Genomic DNA, 16,750 nt, shown 5'->3' with positions numbered 1-16,750 from the left:
CATATAATCGGCGACGTTCACCAACTAGTAACTCTGGATGGTGACTGACCAGCTCATACAGGCACAGCATCCCCTCCTGGTCCCAGTCCTCTTTCTCCCACAGATGTAAATGGTATTCTTTGCGGCACTTATGGACAATCCCCTTGCTTTCTTCGTATAGTTCTTTCAGATTCATAGACCTCTCCTTTCTGCATTTAGTTTAACAAAATGCGCGAGCCCCTGAGTCTACTTTCTCTATTCTATACTTCTTCCTCCCTCAACAGCACATAAAAAGAGAGACAAGGTCTCTCTGGGGTTATTTTTCTTCACTCATTTTTGATTTTACTTCATCATAAGATAGGGCATGTGATTCCTCTTCTACTGTCTCAGGCATTTTTCCTGTTTCGTAAAGAGATTTAATTTGAGTACTATCCAATGTTTCGTATTTCAACAATGCCTCTGCAATCAGTTTGTGGGTTTCACGATTTGATTGGATAATTTCAGCAGCTTTGTTTCGTGCCTCATTCAATAATGAACGAACTTCCTCATCAATCTCATAGGCTGTTTGTTCTGAAATTGATTTTTGAGGACTTTGTGCACCAAACATAGCATGATTACCTTCATATTGAACTGGGCCAAGTTTTTCACTCATACCGTATTCAGTGACCATTGCACGCGCCATCTGTGTAGCTTGTTCAAAGTCATTTGAAGCTCCTGTCGTTTGGACATTAAAGATAATCTCTTCAGCTACACGACCACCCATCAAACCTGCCAATTGCTCTTTCATATCTTCTTTAGAAAGAAGCATTTGATCCTCTTTAGGAAGCGCAATCATGTATCCGCCTGCACGTCCACGTGGTACAATGGTAACTTTATGAACAACACGAGCATTTGACAAGACTAAACCAACAATGGTATGTCCAGCCTCATGGTAAGCAACCAATTCACGTTCTCTTTGTGATACTGTTTTATCTTTCTTAGATGGACCAGCAATCACTCTGTCCTCTGCCTCATCAATATCTGAAGCATCAATGACTGATTTATTGCGACGGGCTGCAACCAAGGCTGCCTCGTTTAGAACATTTTCTAAGTCAGCTCCCACAAAACCTGGGGTTTGTTGGGCAACTAGTTTCAAATCAACATCGTCTGCTAGAGGTTTGTTTTTAGCGTGAACTTTCAAAATTGCTTCACGACCTTTAACATCAGGGCGACCAACCAAGACTTTTCTATCGAAACGTCCTGGACGGAGAAGAGCTGGATCTAGAACATCTGAACGGTTCGTTGCAGCGATAACGATGATTCCTTCATTACCCTCAAAACCATCCATTTCAATTAAGAGCTGGTTCAAGGTTTGCTCACGTTCATCATTTCCTCCACCGAGGCCGACACCACGTTGGCGACCAACAGCATCAATTTCATCGATAAAGATAATGGCTGGTGCTGCTTTTTTAGCATCCTCAAAAAGAGAACGAACACGACTTGCACCAACTCCGACAAACATTTCTACAAAGTCAGATCCTGAAATGCTAAAGAATGGAACGCCTGCTTCTCCGGCAACCGCCTTAGCAAGCAAAGTCTTACCTGTTCCCGGAGGTCCCTCTAAAAGAACACCCGCAGGAATACGCGCACCAAGTTTGGTAAATCTTTTTGGATCTTTTAGGAATTCAACAACTTCTACTAATTCTTGTTTTTCCTCCTCTGCACCTGCTACATCTGAAAATCGTACCTTGATATCTTCTTTGTTAGCAGCCTTGGCCTTGCTACGTCCAAAACTCATTGGATTTCGACTATTGTTTCCTCCCATATTTCCCATCATAGAGAATAGGAAGAAGAAGAGAATGGCAAATGGCACAACAGAGACAAGGATATTGATCCACATCCCACTCGAACTCTCATGTTTAACCGTTACCTCAGCTTGATGGTCAGAAGCAAGTTTTTGCAATTCTGCAACTGTTGAATCCGACGGAAGAATGGTACTTGAGAATCTTTCTACTGTTGTAGCAGCAGGAGTGAAAAATTTAATCCCTGTTTCTTCTTTACTAGTCTTAGGATTTTTATAAACACCAGACACCTCAATGATGCTACCATTTGGCTGATAGGTCAATTCTTTTACATTGTCTGCTGTAATTTCTTTTACCAATTCTGTATAGTTAATTTTTTCATTTTTCCCAGCAGCATTTCCAGAGTAAAAATACTGGAATCCTGTTACAAGGAAGAAGATAATTAACAAGTATAGAAATGGATTTCTAACTAAACCGTTATTTTGTTTTTTCATTAAAGAATGCTCTTTCTAATTTGAATAAACTTCCTCTTTCAACACTCCAACATAAGGAAGATTACGATAATTTTCTTTGTAGTCCAAACCATATCCTACTACAAACTCATTTGGAATAGTAAAGCAAGTATAATCTGCCTCAATTTCAACAACACGACCCTCTGGTTTGTCCAACAAAGTCGCGATTTTAACAGAAGCCACTTCTCTTGCAATAAACATATCTTTCAAATTCTTCAAAGTTTGACCTGTATCGATGATATCTTCTACAAATAGAATATGTCTTCCTTTGATATCTTGAGTTACATCTTGCTTGATATTGATCACACCACTGCTTGCAGTTCCACCATGGTAGCTAGATACCATCATGAAGTCCATCTCAATATGCGTATCAATATGTTTGACCAATTCAGCCATAAAAGGAATTGATCCTTTCAAAATTCCAACAAGAATTGGATTTTTCCCCTCATAGTCCTTGGTTAGTTGCGCACCTAGCTTTTTAGCTGCTTCTGTAATTTCATCATGTGAAACGAGGATTTTTTCAATATCGTGTTCTAACATCTTTTTACCTATCTATTTTTTCTATATAAAGTACAGTGTTCATTATATCATTTTTCGTGTTTTTACTCAAATCACTGGTCGCAATTCCTAAAATTGAGACAATTTCTCCAAATTGCTCAATAATAGGGGTTGTTTTTCGTTTTTCAATAGGGATTTTCAAATCTATAAATAAACGTCTCAGTTTCTTTCGATACCCATTCAGAATAAGAACATCGCCAGGTTTTCGACATCTAATATATACAGGTGTTTCCCGTGAAACCATTATTTTTTGAACAGCGTCCCCTTCAATAGGGATGCCAAAGGAAAATAAATAGCCCTTATGTCGAACTTGATTTTGATAGTGTAACACAAGTTCATCTTTCTTTTCATCAGACTGTGGACTGATTTTACAAACTCGAAAATTCTGATACTCTTTTATTAGTTCATAACCATTTTTCAGTGGGTGACGATACTGACTTTTAGTTGCTAAAATCTGTCGAACTTCTGCAAACTGAGCTTTCGTAAGATTTAAGTCAGGAAATTGATTGAGATAGTTCTGGAGCAAAACCCCTTGAGTTTGTTGAGAGTATGAAAAGAGCACATTCAAATCTTCCACATCAATCTGTTCAGAGAGCTCCGTTATGGCTGCTTGGTAATCTGAAATCTCATTTCCTAGATTTAAAAGAGCGGATTTAAGACGAGGATTTTCTTTTTCAAGCTCTGGTAAATACCTATTTCGAATACGATTGCGAAAATAGGCATTCTCACGATTTGATTGATCTTCGAAATGAACAATTGGTAGAAAATCCTTTTTATGAAAATGCAACAAGGGACGGATGATTTCGATATCATCAACTACTTGACTTTCTTTTATTCCTGTCAAATGACGTAGCCTACTTCCTCGAATCAAGCGCATCAAAATCGTTTCAACCTGATCATCTGCATGGTGGGCAGTGACCAAAGCAGTTGCTCCAACCTCTTTCATGATTTTTCTAAAAAAATCATAACGAAACTCTCGAGCACGCGCCTCTGAAAAGTCTCCTGAAAAACTTGTGATATAAATAGGAAGTCCAGCTGCATCAGCTAACTTCCTTAGTTCATTTTCCTCCCAATCAGACTCCCTTCTCTGCTTGTGATTAACATGAGCTAAAATCAGCTCAACGTCTAATTCTTTTTGATAGGTGGACAGTAGATGATATAAAAACATCGAATCCAGTCCACCAGACAGAGCCAACACAACTTTAGAATGTTTTTTGAAATACTCTTTTTGGAGAAAATGATTTAAAAAATCCTGCTCCCTCATTTTAGAACCTCATAGACATCCTTGGCTATCTTAGCAATGGTGTCATAATCAGAATTTTTAGTGAAAATAGAGAGAACGAAAGGTGAGTCTGTAAATACAATGGCAGTATCATGTTTAAACTCGTCAGCATCTCCGATTTTGTGAGCTACCTTAACCGAAACACCTTTCGCAATTCGTTGGTTATCAAAATTCGTCTTGCTTAGAGACTCTAAAACAAAACCATTCTGATTATAAATAGCCTCCATGACTTTTCCAGCCATTTTTGAAGAAGTTAATTTATCATTCACATCCCAATCTTCACCCATAATGGTGGACATTTTTTCTTTAAAAGCCCCGTCAGATTGATTGGTCACATAATAACCTAAAATATTATGAGCAACATTGTCAGACTCTTTTGTTACCTTAGTAATTAACTGTTGGAGACTGTAGTCTTTGTTGTCTCCTGTTTTAGGTAAACTACCACTACCTTCTGGTTTATAGGAGCCAGGGAAACTATTCACTTCTGGGATATACTTAAAGCTACTGTCTAGCGTATACTCCCCTTGATTTATCTTATCTTGAGCATAATAAAGGTAGGCTAGTTTCAAGATGCTAGCTGCATAGAGTTTGCTGTCTTCATTCACCCCAGCCTCTTTACCTGTACTCAGTTGTTTAACATAAATAGAATAATTTTCATTCTGATAGTTGTTTGACAAGACTTCTTGAACCTTCTGGATACGATTATCTTCTTCTGAAACAAACTCTTTTGATACCCACCCAACTTGATCAATATGAAGAAATTCTTGTCCCTCAGCAAAGAGAGTTCTATCTACTGTTACGCGTTGATAGGGAGAGAGGGATGAAGAAATTTCTTTAATACCATAAGGGCTGTTATAGATGACAAATCCCGGCTCCAACCATACTTGTCTATTTTGAGTTTGAACTTGACTTTGATCATAGACTAAACGCTTATCTGCAGCAATAAACTGATGATTGTCTAATTTAAAAACAGGAACACCTTGTCTATTCAAACGCCATTCTACGATTTTAAAGGTGGTTTCAGGAGTCAATTTTCCAGACTCCTTAATCAAATCCTCATTTGCATAGATAGCCGTTTCTCTATAAACCATTGGCGATTCAAGGGTTTCTTTATAGTAGAATCCATGATCAGACTCAGTTAGATAATAAATTTCTTGTGAAGAGTAAGGAAGCTGTTTTTCTGTGCTAACTACTCTTGAAGTTATGATAAAAACAGATAGTAGCGATAACACTACTAAGAACTTACGCATTCTTCCCTTCCCTTTCTTCTTGTAATCGTAATAAATGATTCTTAGTTGCTAATTCCTCTAATTTTTCATCTGATAAACTTAAAAACTGCTCAACAACTTCTAATAAATTTTCCATGACCATTACCTCGGAAGCAAATCAGGAATTGTGTAAATCGCTTCTCGTGTCTTTGAGTAATAGTACTTGGCACGTGCATATTTTGCTACATAGTCTTCATCTTTCAACTTTGTAGCAAAAGCAGATTCCTTATCCTTTTCATCACTAAGAGTTTGGTACTGCTCTTTCAACTCTGTCAATTGCTGACGACGTTGCAATAACTGATTATAGCTTTGAGCCAAGTTATAAGTTGGTAAAATAAACAACAAAATCATCAAAATAAGGACCCAACCCATAAAACGATTTCGTTTTTGTCTCTCCTTCATCAGGTAACGACGACGTTGATGTTCATTTTGAATAAAAGAATTATTCATCTGTACAATATTTTTAGACATTTTCTTCTACCCGTGTTTCACTGAGAATTTCATACATGCCTGCTGCATCTTCCTTTTTTGTACTATCTTTCATCTCTAGTACTTTAACAAGCAACAACTTATTTCCAAAGCAAATTTCCACTTGGTCATCAACTTTCAAATCCGTTGAACTTTTGGCCAAGATTCCATTCACCTTAATTCTACCTTTATCTGCTACTTCTTTTGCGACTGTGCGGCGCTTAATAATTCGTGATACTTTTAAATACTTGTCTAATCTCATTTTTATTACCTCAAATTATTATTGTACCATTTTTATCCCTTTTATAGAAGAAAAATGTCAGATGAGATTTGCTTTCTTTGATTCTTTTATCTCTAATAAACTTTCTCCAAAAATCAGCAGACCTTCTAAAATTTCATAATCCTTCTTGTTTCGGACATCAAATACGACTTCCATTAATCCCTTATTCTCAGCTATAGCTGCCTTTAAGTTTGTTGCAGATAAGGCTTTAAAATATTCTTGAGCCAAGAACAGTCGCTGAGTAATTGTTTCAAATTGAACTGTAATCTTATTTTCTTTTCTCTCCACACGTTCTACAAATACCTTGTCCAAGTAAGATTTGACCAAACCAATCTCTAAAAGATAGGCCACTACGTCTGGATATTCTCCAAAGCGGTCCATCAATTCTTCTTGTAATTCTTCATAGTTGACACGGTTGTCAATTTGACGAATTTTCTTGTAAATTTCAATCTTATGTCGTTGGTCAGAAATATAAGTATCAGGAAGATAAGCATCAATCTGTAAAATCAACTCAGCATTCCCTTTGCTCCTTGTATTCCCATTACCGTTACGTTTAGCGATAGCTTCTTCTAATAACTGTGAATACAATTCAAAACCAACAGAATCAATGAAACCTGATTGGGATTTTCCTAGGAGATTTCCTGCTCCACGAATCGAAAGATCTCGCATAGCAATCTTAAATCCTGATCCCAATTCTGTAAACCCTTTGATTGCTTCTAATCTCTTCTCAGAGACTTCACTGATTGATTTTTCTGGGCGATACATAAGATAAGCATAAGCAATACGATTACTACGACCGACTCTTCCTCTTAATTGATACAAGGTTGACAAGCCCATATGGTCTGCATTTTCAATAAATAAGGTATTGGCGTTCGGAATATCTACCCCTGTCTCAATAATAGTAGTCGTCACCAAAATATCATATTGTCCTTCAATAAAGTCCAATAAAGTGTTTTCCAACTGAATTTCACTCATTTGTCCATGAACATACCCAATCGAAGCCTCTGGAATCAACTCCTGTAACTCTGAAACCTTCTGGTCAATCGTGTCAACTTTATTGTAAAGATAGTAAACTTGACCTCCACGCTCCATTTCACGCAAGACTGCATCACGAATCACACTATCATTCTTTTCCAAAACATAGGTTTGCACTGGATAACGATTGGTTGGAGGAGTTTCAATAACAGACAAATCTCGGATTCCCAGCATAGACATGTGGAGAGTACGAGGGATTGGCGTTGCTGTCAAGGTTAGAACATCTACTTGTTTTTTTAGTTCTTTCAAAGTTTCCTTATGCTTGACACCAAATCGTTGTTCCTCATCAATAATCATCAATCCCAAATCTGAAAACACGACATCTTTTGACAAAACACGATGCGTTCCAATCAAAATATCGACTTGACCATTCTTTAATTTTTCAAGTGTCTCTGCCTGCTCTTTTTTACTTCTAAAGCGACTCAACACATCAATATTAACAGCAAAATTTTGGAATCGTTCCTTAAAATTCGTATAGTGCTGTTGCGCTAAAACCGTCGTTGGAACTAGAACTACCACCTGTTTGTGATCATTGACTGCCTTAAAAGCAGCACGCATTGCAACCTCAGTCTTCCCAAAACCAACATCTCCAACTAGAAGTCGATCCATGGGATGGGAATCCTGCATATCTCTCTTGATTTCCTCAATACTGCGAAGTTGATCATCCGTTTCAACATAAGGAAAAGCATCATCAAAAGCATGTTGCTCATCATCATCAGCTGAGAAAGCAAATCCCTTCAACTGACTACGCTCAGAATAAAGCTTGATTAAATCGTCAGCTATATCCTCTACCTGGTTCTTAACTTTTTGCTTGACCTTTTTGAAATGACCATCATTTAATTTATTAAGTTTTGGAGCTTTCCCATCACTTGAAACATATTTTGACAGCAATTGAATCTGCTCTACTGGGATGGAGATTTGATCCCCATTTTGATATTGAACACTGACATAATCTCGGTGAATCCCTTTGATTTCAATTGTTTCAATGCCTAGATATTGACCAATTCCATGGATATGATGAACAACGTAGTCCCCTTTTTCAAGTTCATTGTAATCTTTTAATCGCTCTGCGTTTGAAGTATGTTGTCTTCTAAAACGACGTTTTAATTTCTTTTGAAAAATCTCATGTTCAGTAATCAAGAGAATTTTTTCATCTACAAAATGAAAACCATGTCTTAGATTACCCTCAATCAAGTTTACAGATTCTTTACAGATACTTGACCTATCTCTGGAATCCAGTTTAATCTGATATTCCTCTAAAACATCCTCCAATGTTTTACTTCCCATTGAATTGCTAGACTGCAGAACAATGGTGTAATCCATTTTTTTATATCGCTCAATTTCTTCTTTAAGAAAAGAAAATTGATTGAAAAATTCCTGCATAGGATATTGATTAAATTGATAAATGTGATCAAACTTGAGATTTCCTAAACCCTTTTGAAGATTAGAGAAAAAGGTCACTGAACTTTGTTTTTTATAGATTTGCTCTGTATCTGCAAAATACTGCATCTCAGAAAATGCTTTACTATTCTGTAAATCTTCTGTAAAGTATTGCGCTAATTCTCTTTCAAAAACTTCATATTGATTCATCAATTTTTGATAGTCATCAAAGAATACTGGCCTATTTTTTTCAATATAATCAAATACAGTCCATGTTTTATCGTAACATAAAGACAAAAACTTTCGATTATCTGAATGTACTTGTTTTTGATGAAAACTTGACAAAATTTCTTCTAAATAGGATTTCAAAATCGGCGATTGAGTCTTCGAAATTTGCTTTTCTAAAGCTGACTGACCTCGTTGATAATCCTTTTCTCTCAAAAGCATATCACTAGCTGGAAAGATGGCAAGTTCTGTTTGATTTTCCTTCGATAATTGTGTCTCGACTTCAAAAGTACGAATGCCATCAACTTCATCACCAAAAAACTCGATTCGGAAAGGTTCTAACTGAGACATCTCAAAAATATCTAAAATATCTCCTCGAATACTAAACTCACCTTGTGTCTGTACTTGAGTAACTTTGCGATAACCGATTTCCTTTAATTTGTGAAGAAGGTCATATTGATCATATTCTTCACCAACCGCAATCCTTATAATACTTTCTTTAAATCTAGTCGGAGAGGGTAAAATCAATCGACTTGCTGCGATATTACAAACTAAAATCCCTTTCTTAGATGAATCAGTTAAAAAACGCAAGGCCTCAACTCGTGAAATGATTTTTTCTTGTGAAGACATCAAAAACTCTACCATAGGAGAGTCATCTACCAAAAATGGATAGACAAATTCCTCTCCTAAGAGAGAAAGAAGATCACTGATAATTCGTTCTGCTTCTCCATAAGTTGAAGTCAGTAATACAATCTTATTTTCTTTTTCTAGACTGCTTGCAATTGCAAGAGCCTTGGTAGACGTTGATAAACCTAGTATTAGTTGTCTTTTCTTATCTGTCAGATTTTGATGCCATTTTTTTATCTGGTCATTTTCTGAGAATAAATCTAATAAAGTCACCATTTAGCCGTTATACCTCTGCATTGTTTTCTCAAAATTTTTCTCTTGTAAATAATAATTTACAGCATCGTCAACCTTGTCAATTGACTGTAAAATACCTACATAGTCATCTTGATCAAACTTACTTAAAACATGGTGAACAACTGACATGCCTTTTTTGGGTCTTCCAATTCCTATTTTAACACGGTTAAATACTTGGGTTCCAATATGTTGAATAATAGACTTGATACCATTATGGCCACCTGCTGAGCCCTTTGCTCTTAAACGAATTTTCCCAACTTCCATGTCAAGATCGTCGTAAATAACGAGTAAGTCTTCAATATCCAAACCATAGTAAGTCAATAAAGCATGAACTGCTTTTCCACTTTCATTCATAAATGTTGTTGGTTTGACGAGATAAATTTTTTCTCCATTGAAGAAAAAAGATGCTAGGTCAGCTTGAAATATCTTGTCATGTGTAAAGGTGACATTTTGTTTTTTAGCTAGTTGGTCAATCAACATAAAGCCAACATTGTGCTTGGTTTCAAAATATTTATCTCCTGGATTTCCTAATCCAACAAGTAATTTGGTCATTTATTTTTCCTTTCAAAAGCCAAAAGGGTTGGAATTTTTTTCCAACCTAATTGACACTATTTATTAAATGTTATTAAACGTTAAAGCGGAATTCCATGATATCGCCATCTTGAACGATATATTCTTTTCCTTCTTCACGCAAGCGCCCAGCTTCTTTTACAGCCTTTTCAGATCCGTATTTCACTAGATCCTCATATGACATAGTTACTGCACGAATAAAACCTTTTTCAAAATCTGAATGGATAATACCAGCTGCTTGAGGAGCTTTCATACCACGCTTAAAGGTCCAAGCACGGACTTCTTTTTCACCAGCTGTAAAGTAAGTTCCAAGTCCAAGCAAGTGGTAAGCAGCTCGAGTCAATTTATCAACGCCTGATTCTGTCAAGCCAAGTGCTTCAAGAAACTCTTGCTTATCTTCATCATCTAACTCGGAAATTTCTTCCTCAGCACGCGCAGAAATAACTACTACTTCAGCATTCTCTGTCGCTGCAAATTCACGAATTTGCTTCACATAGTCGATAGAATCTGGATCTGAAACCACATCCTCGTCCACATTGGCAACATAAAGAACTGGCTTAGTCGTCAAAAGGAAAAGACCTTTGACAACCTTTTGTTCCTCATCTGTAAATTCGATTGTACGTGCTGATTTTCCATCTTCAAGGACAGGTTTAATTTTTTGAAGAACGTTAAATTCTGCAACTGATTCCTTATCTTTTTGCGTACGTGCCATCTTTTCCACACGCGCATAGCGTTTATTAACTGATTCTAAATCAGCAAGAATCAATTCTAGGTTAATGGTATCAATATCTGCAAGTGGATCCACAAAAGCATCCTCACGTCCTTGTTCACGCATAACATTTTCATCATCAAAAGAACGAACTACGTGAACAATCGCATCTACTTCACGGATGTTAGCCAAGAATTTATTTCCTAGCCCTTCTCCTTTTGATGCTCCTTTTACAATCCCTGCAATATCTGTAAATTCAAATGTTGTTGGGACTGTCTTTTTAGGTGTAATCATTTCCGTTAGTTTTTGTAGACGTTCATCTGGAACTTCTACCATCCCAACATTTGGATCAATAGTCGCAAATGGGTAGTTTGCTGCCTCTGCTCCTGCTTTTGTAATTGCATTAAAAAGGGTTGATTTACCAACGTTTGGCAAACCAACGATACCTGCTGTTAAAGCCATATTTTCTCATTCTCCGTTCTCATTTCAATCCCTAACATTATAACACAAAAAGGGAAAACTTGCTAACTCTCTAACTAAGGATTCTTAGTCAATAATCTTATTCATTTTTCGTTCAAAATCATAGCGACTCATCATGACAATGTGGTCGCAATTACTGCATTTGATTTTGATATCTGCCCCTACACGTGTAATTTCCCAACGATTGGCTTTTTTTCCTGTTGACTTGATTGTACAAGCATGTGGCTTTTTCATCTCAACAAAATTTCCAACTTGATACATACTACTCTCCTTTTCTTTTTCGATTATATCATAAAAGAGGCGAGCTAGGCTCAACCTCTTTAACTTAATTTGTACGAACTGGTGTAATGAGCTGCATGAAGCCTTCATCAGTATCTGCTGGAACAAGAGTGAATGGACGAACAGCTGAGATAAAGCTGATAGTTACTTTTTCACTATTTAAAGCCTTGAGAGAATCAATCAAGTAAGTCGGGTTGAAACTAATAGTTAAATCATCCCCAGTAACCTGCTCAGTATCGATTTCTTCGTTTACTTTACCAACTTCAGGAGAATGAACATGGGCGCTAACAACACCACCTTTAATTTCAAGCTTCACAGTACCATTTTGAGTCGCACTTGATAAGAGACGAGCACGTTCCATTGATTGACGCAAGTTGACAACATCAAAAGTAATTGTTGTGTTAAAGTCTGTTGGAATCAAACGATCCGTATCAGGATAGTTTCCTTCTAGGAGACGAGTGTAGAAGCTAATATTTTCGCTTCTAAAGAGGATTTGATTATTTGCAAAGAAAATCTCTACAGTTTCAATATCATCCGTAAATACAGCTGAAAATTCGCGTAGAGAGCGACTAGGAATTACCACATCGAAATCATCGCCATTTTTTTCAAGAGTCAATTTTTTCTGGCTAAGACGATGAGAGTCTGTCGCAACTGTTTTTAGTTCTTTGTGTTGGCTCAATACGAAGTGTACACCTGTTAAGATGGGACGACTTTCTTGCGTACTTGCAGCAAAAGCTGTCTCATTGATAATTTTCTTGAGCAGTTTTGTTTCAAGAACCAAAGGAGTACTTGCTGAAATTTCTTGGATTCGTGGATATTGTTCGCTATCTTTTCCTTTTAAGGTGATTTCTGATTTTCCACTTGTTAAGACAATTTGTTTTTGTTCAATCTCTTTGAAATCAAGCGTTACGTCTGGAAGACTAGATACAACATTGATAAAGAAAGAAGCCTCAAGAAGAATCGAACCTAAGGAAGTAATCAAAAGACCTGCATCTTCATTCTTTTGAGAAATGAAATTTTCAATGGAAATTTGACCATTTGAGCCAATTAAAGTAATCCCTTCATTGGTAACATCAATTTTGATTGTTGATAAAATTGGAATAGCATTTTTGGAGCTAATTGCTCGTTTTGTGGTATTTAGGGCTTGTAGAAATAAATTTTTATTAATTGAAAAATGAATCATGGATTCTCCTTTATTTATTTTTAGTATTAGAAGGATAATAGAAATAATAGAGTGTGTGAATTCTGTGGAAAACTGATTTCTATTTAATGACTTCAAGCTTTTTAGCTTGTTTAAAAAATGTGGATAAAAAAGATAAGAAAGGAAAAGTTATCCACAAGCTACTTAATTTTCTTTTTGATTGCTTCTATTTCTAAACGTAAATTATCGTCTTCGTCAATCAAGGATTTAATTTTAGCATGGGCATGAATAACGGTGGTGTGATCCTTTCCTCCGAATTCTTTTCCGATTTTTGGAAGACTATTATCTGTCAGTTCTCTAGCTAGATACATGGCTACTTGACGCGCCAAAACGATATTCTGAACTCGTCTCGTCCCTTTCATTTCTTTGACACTCACTCCATAAAAATTACCAACTTCAGTTTGGATTTTGTCAATTGGAATGACTAGCAGTTGGCTAACATCTTGTTTGCGAGCTCTGATAGCTTCAGCAGCGATATCAATGGTGATATCCTTAATCTTCTTTACTCTGGCAATTAAAGTGATATCGTTGATTGCTCCTTCAAGTTCTCGAACATTTGAATCGAATTGACCTGCTAGGTATTCTAGTGTATCGCTTTGAAAATTATAGTCCAAATGTTCCGTTTTACTTTGAAGAATGGCAATTCGTGTTTCAAAGTCAGGTGGTGTGATATTTTGAGTCAAGCCCCAGCTAAAGCGCGTGACAAGTCTTTCCTCAAGGCCTTCTAAATGTTTAGGACTTCGGTCACTAGTCAGAACGATTTGTTTTTGATTGCTATGAAGAGCGTTGAAAGTATTGAAAAATTCTTCTTGAGTTGCAACCTTTTTGCCACTGAGAGATTGGATATCATCAATCAGTAAGAGATCAAGACTTCGGTAAGTTTTTTTAAATTTTTCCATTTCCCCGAGCCTCAGATGCTCAAGAAAGTCGTTGATAAAACTTTCAGCAGGAATATACTTAACCCGAGCTTCAGGAATATTTTTTAGAATTTCATTTCCGATAGCATTCAGTAAGTGGGTTTTCCCTAGTCCAGGACCACCATAAATGAAAAGGGGATTATAAGTCAAGGCGAGGTCTTCGGAAACAGCCAGAGCAGCAGACTTAGCCCAGATATTCCCATCTCCTTGAATAAAGTTATCAAAGGTATATTTTTCCTTTAATCCTGTTTCAGAATATGGAATAGCAATATTGGCCTGTGAAGCTACATAATGATTGCTATTTTCAGAATCCATGACATAGGTTGAAGATTCTTCCTCAGGCTTTGTTAAGACAAATTGAGTTTTTATTTCAGTATCATAAACTTCAAAACCAGCAGCCACAATGATATCTTTGAGTTGTTTTTTCCAAACCATTTCCATTTCAGGTCTAGGTAAAAAGATAGTAGCTACATTTCCCTCCACTTTTATGAGTTCAGCAGGTGTGGCATAGAAATCGTACATGGAACGTGTCAATCTTTCTTGAGCCAATTCCAAGATTTGATTCCAAAATTGTTTTTCTTTCACCGATTATCCCCTCCTTTGCTATATTTGATGTAAAAAGGTTTACTGTTAGACTTATTTTACCATAGATGCTAGCATTTTTCCACAATCTGTGGAAAAGAATCCACAATGTTTACACTTTTTATCCACAGGTTGGGGATAAGTGAGGGATTTCCTTGAATTCTTTGGTTTTTTGCTATAAAAAATAGTGGATAAATTTGTGGGTTGAAAAAATAAAAGAACAGCCTTATTTCAGGCTGTTGATAATTCTGTCATATTCTTCTTGGTTTGAAAAAGAAATAATAACCTTTCCAGTATCTTTTTTAGAAAGTTTAATTTCTACATTTAATCCAAGTAGTTTTTTTAATTTATCTTCCTCATCTTTGATGAAAGAATCACTTTTTTTCTGCTTCTTTTGTTTTTTCTCTGTCAGCAGTGTTTCTAACTTTCTCACAGAGATATCTTCGTTTTTGATCAATTGGAAGAAATATTCTTGTTGCTCTTTATCCAAACCAACTAGTGAACGTGCATGAGCTTGAGAAATTTTTCCATTTTCTACTTCAGATAAGATATAATCTGGTAGGGAAAGTAAACGAATAAAATTAGTGATATAAGGTCGAGATTTCCCCATTTTATCCGCTATCTCAGTGTGAGTAAATCCTTTCTCTACTAAAGATTCGTAGGCGCGTGCTTCTTCAACTGGATTCAAGTTTTCTCTCTGTAAATTCTCAATGATAGACTGAATCATCATTTCCTGATCTGAGAGGTGTTTCACAACGGCTGGAATAGAAGTCAGACCAGCCAAGAGAGAAGCCCGATATCGTCTCTCTCCTGCGAGGATTTCATAACCAATTACAGGAGATTGACGAACGATGATGGGTTGGATGACCCCATTTTCTTTGATTGACTGAGCTAATTCTTTTAATTTTTTTACATCAAATTCTTTCCGAGGTTGGTAAGGATTTTTTTGTATGTCCGAGATAGAAATCATTTCAAATTTTTCCATGGTTCTACACTAACATATCTTTTATTATATGTAAAGTTTTCTTTACACTGATGTCAATTAAGATTCTAAATCACTTGTACTTTTATCTAGCTTAACAGTTGTAGTCTCCTCTTTCCCATTTCGATAGTAGGTAATTTTAATGGTGTCTCCGATAGAATGGTTGTAAAGAGCACTCTGTAAATCTGTTGACGAAGAAATATTCTTGTCGTCAACTTTGGTAATAACGTCGTATTTTTCAAGGTGACCAGATGCAGGCATATTACTTTGAACAGATTTTACCACTACACCAGAAGTTACGCTACTTGGAATATTGAGTTTGCTAAGATCACTAGCTCCGATATTAGCTAAATTAACCATTTGAATTCCAAGAGCAGGGCGAGTCACTTTACCGTCACTTTCAAGCTGTTTAATAATATTTTGAGCATCATTTGATGGGATTGCAAAACCAAGACCTTCGACAGAGGTTCCACCATTACTTGCAATTTTACTTGATGTAATACCGATGACTTGTCCTTGAATATTTACCAGTGGACCACCAGAGTTACCAGGGTTAATGGCCGTATCTGTCTGAATAGCTTTTGTAGAAATCGCTTGACCATCTTGAGATTTTAGAGAGACATTTCGATTGAGACTTGAAATGATTCCTTGGGTAACTGTATTGGCATATTCTGATCCTAGAGGACTACCAATTGCGATTGCAGTCTCACCAACATTTAGTTTGCTAGAATCTCCAAATTCTGCTACGGTTGTGACTTTTTCTGAAGAAATTTTTACGACAGCAATATCAGAGAACGTATCAGAACCGACAATTTCACCAGGAACTTTTGTACCGTCTGCTAAACGGATATCAACTTTTGAAGCTCCTTTAATAACGTGGGTATTTGTCACAAGGTAGGCATCTTTCCCATTCTTTTTGTAAATAACACCAGAACCTTCACTTGCTACCTGTTGAGAGTCGGTATCCGTATCTGTCTCGTCATTTCCAAAAACACTATTTTGCCGATTTGCTGAATAAGTGATAACCGACACAACGGCATCTTTTACCTTATTAACGGCCTGAGTTGTTGCATTTTCATTTTTGTAGGAAGTCTGAGTAACAGTGTTTGTAGTGTTATTTGTAGCTTGATTTCCTTGTTTCTGATAAAGCTGCAATGTTACAAAACTTCCCAAGGCTCCACTCAAAAATCCTATCAGAATGATGATAAGAAAGGTAATTCCTTTTTTGTAAAATGTTTGTAAGTGTTTCATAAACGCCTCCGTTTGTTTTTTATTTGATTAAAGTATAAATCTATTAACTTAATTCAAGCTTAAAGGTAAAAGTTTTACACAAGTTGTGGA

15 protein-coding genes and 1 pseudogene are annotated in these 16,750 nt (G+C 36.4%); all 16 read right to left on the bottom strand.

Features of this window, described 5'->3' with window-relative positions; translation table 11 throughout:
• Positions 1 to 175, bottom strand: a pseudogene (locus D8803_RS01740) (sigma-70 family RNA polymerase sigma factor); the annotation flags it as partial.
• 120 nt (positions 176 to 295) lie between these two features.
• Positions 296 to 2,254: an ATP-dependent zinc metalloprotease FtsH gene (ftsH, locus tag D8803_RS01735; protein ID WP_131200045.1), complete on the bottom strand. Its 1,959-nt coding sequence runs from the start codon at positions 2,252 to 2,254 to the stop codon at positions 296 to 298.
• Positions 2,255 to 2,269: 15 nt separating this feature from the next.
• Positions 2,270 to 2,812 carry a hypoxanthine phosphoribosyltransferase gene (gene hpt / locus D8803_RS01730; RefSeq protein WP_131200044.1) on the bottom strand — a complete coding sequence of 181 codons (543 nt, stop codon included), beginning with the start codon at positions 2,810 to 2,812 and terminating at the stop codon, positions 2,270 to 2,272.
• 4 nt (positions 2,813 to 2,816) lie between these two features.
• Positions 2,817 to 4,094 carry a tRNA lysidine(34) synthetase TilS gene (gene tilS, locus D8803_RS01725; protein ID WP_131200043.1) on the bottom strand — a complete coding sequence of 426 codons (1,278 nt, stop codon included), beginning with the start codon at positions 4,092 to 4,094 and terminating at the stop codon, positions 2,817 to 2,819.
• Positions 4,091 to 5,362: a serine hydrolase gene (locus tag D8803_RS01720; RefSeq protein WP_131200042.1), complete on the bottom strand. Its 1,272-nt coding sequence runs from the start codon at positions 5,360 to 5,362 to the stop codon at positions 4,091 to 4,093. Before D8803_RS01720 ends, tilS begins: the two co-directional genes overlap by 4 nt.
• A complete protein-coding gene (locus D8803_RS09895) occupies positions 5,355 to 5,477 on the bottom strand; it encodes an SP_0009 family protein (protein ID WP_000429345.1) in 123 nt (40 codons plus the stop codon). The genes D8803_RS01720 and D8803_RS09895 overlap by 8 nt, the downstream gene beginning before the upstream one ends.
• A 5-nt stretch (positions 5,478 to 5,482) precedes the next feature.
• The gene (locus D8803_RS01715; RefSeq protein WP_131200041.1) at positions 5,483 to 5,851 is read right to left on the bottom strand and encodes a septum formation initiator family protein; all 369 of its coding nucleotides are present in this window, start codon (positions 5,849 to 5,851) and stop codon (positions 5,483 to 5,485) included.
• A complete protein-coding gene (locus D8803_RS01710) occupies positions 5,844 to 6,110 on the bottom strand; it encodes an RNA-binding S4 domain-containing protein (protein ID WP_131200040.1) in 267 nt (88 codons plus the stop codon). The genes D8803_RS01715 and D8803_RS01710 overlap by 8 nt, the downstream gene beginning before the upstream one ends.
• Before the next feature lie 57 nt (positions 6,111 to 6,167).
• Positions 6,168 to 9,671 (bottom strand): transcription-repair coupling factor, encoded by a 3,504-nt coding sequence (mfd, locus tag D8803_RS01705; protein WP_131200039.1) that lies wholly within the window; start codon positions 9,669 to 9,671, stop codon positions 6,168 to 6,170.
• On the bottom strand, positions 9,672 to 10,241 hold the full coding sequence (gene pth, locus D8803_RS01700; protein ID WP_000163921.1) for an aminoacyl-tRNA hydrolase: 570 nt from the start codon (positions 10,239 to 10,241) through the stop codon (positions 9,672 to 9,674).
• A gap of 73 nt (positions 10,242 to 10,314) precedes the next feature.
• The gene (gene ychF / locus D8803_RS01695; RefSeq protein ID WP_131200038.1) at positions 10,315 to 11,430 is read right to left on the bottom strand and encodes a redox-regulated ATPase YchF; all 1,116 of its coding nucleotides are present in this window, start codon (positions 11,428 to 11,430) and stop codon (positions 10,315 to 10,317) included.
• An 84-nt stretch (positions 11,431 to 11,514) separates the two neighbouring features.
• Positions 11,515 to 11,709 carry a DUF951 domain-containing protein gene (locus D8803_RS01690; protein WP_125453771.1) on the bottom strand — a complete coding sequence of 65 codons (195 nt, stop codon included), beginning with the start codon at positions 11,707 to 11,709 and terminating at the stop codon, positions 11,515 to 11,517.
• 64 nt (positions 11,710 to 11,773) lie between these two features.
• Complete coding sequence (dnaN, locus tag D8803_RS01685; protein WP_131200037.1) at positions 11,774 to 12,910, bottom strand: DNA polymerase III subunit beta; 1,137 nt, start codon at positions 12,908 to 12,910, stop codon at positions 11,774 to 11,776.
• Between the two features lie 158 nt (positions 12,911 to 13,068).
• The gene (gene dnaA / locus D8803_RS01680; protein WP_038804785.1) at positions 13,069 to 14,430 is read right to left on the bottom strand and encodes a chromosomal replication initiator protein DnaA; all 1,362 of its coding nucleotides are present in this window, start codon (positions 14,428 to 14,430) and stop codon (positions 13,069 to 13,071) included.
• A 223-nt stretch (positions 14,431 to 14,653) separates the two neighbouring features.
• Complete coding sequence (locus D8803_RS01675; protein WP_038804784.1) at positions 14,654 to 15,412, bottom strand: ParB/RepB/Spo0J family partition protein; 759 nt, start codon at positions 15,410 to 15,412, stop codon at positions 14,654 to 14,656.
• A gap of 57 nt (positions 15,413 to 15,469) precedes the next feature.
• Complete coding sequence (locus tag D8803_RS01670) at positions 15,470 to 16,660, bottom strand: S1C family serine protease (RefSeq protein ID WP_131200036.1); 1,191 nt, start codon at positions 16,658 to 16,660, stop codon at positions 15,470 to 15,472.
• Positions 16,661 to 16,750 lie beyond the last annotated feature (90 nt).

The organism is Streptococcus oralis (assembly GCF_003943385.1).
GTDB classification, from domain to species: Bacteria; Bacillota; Bacilli; order Lactobacillales; family Streptococcaceae; genus Streptococcus; species Streptococcus oralis_CA.
Note: the sequence above shows the minus strand (reverse complement) of the source record. Positions and strands in the feature narration are given on the sequence as shown.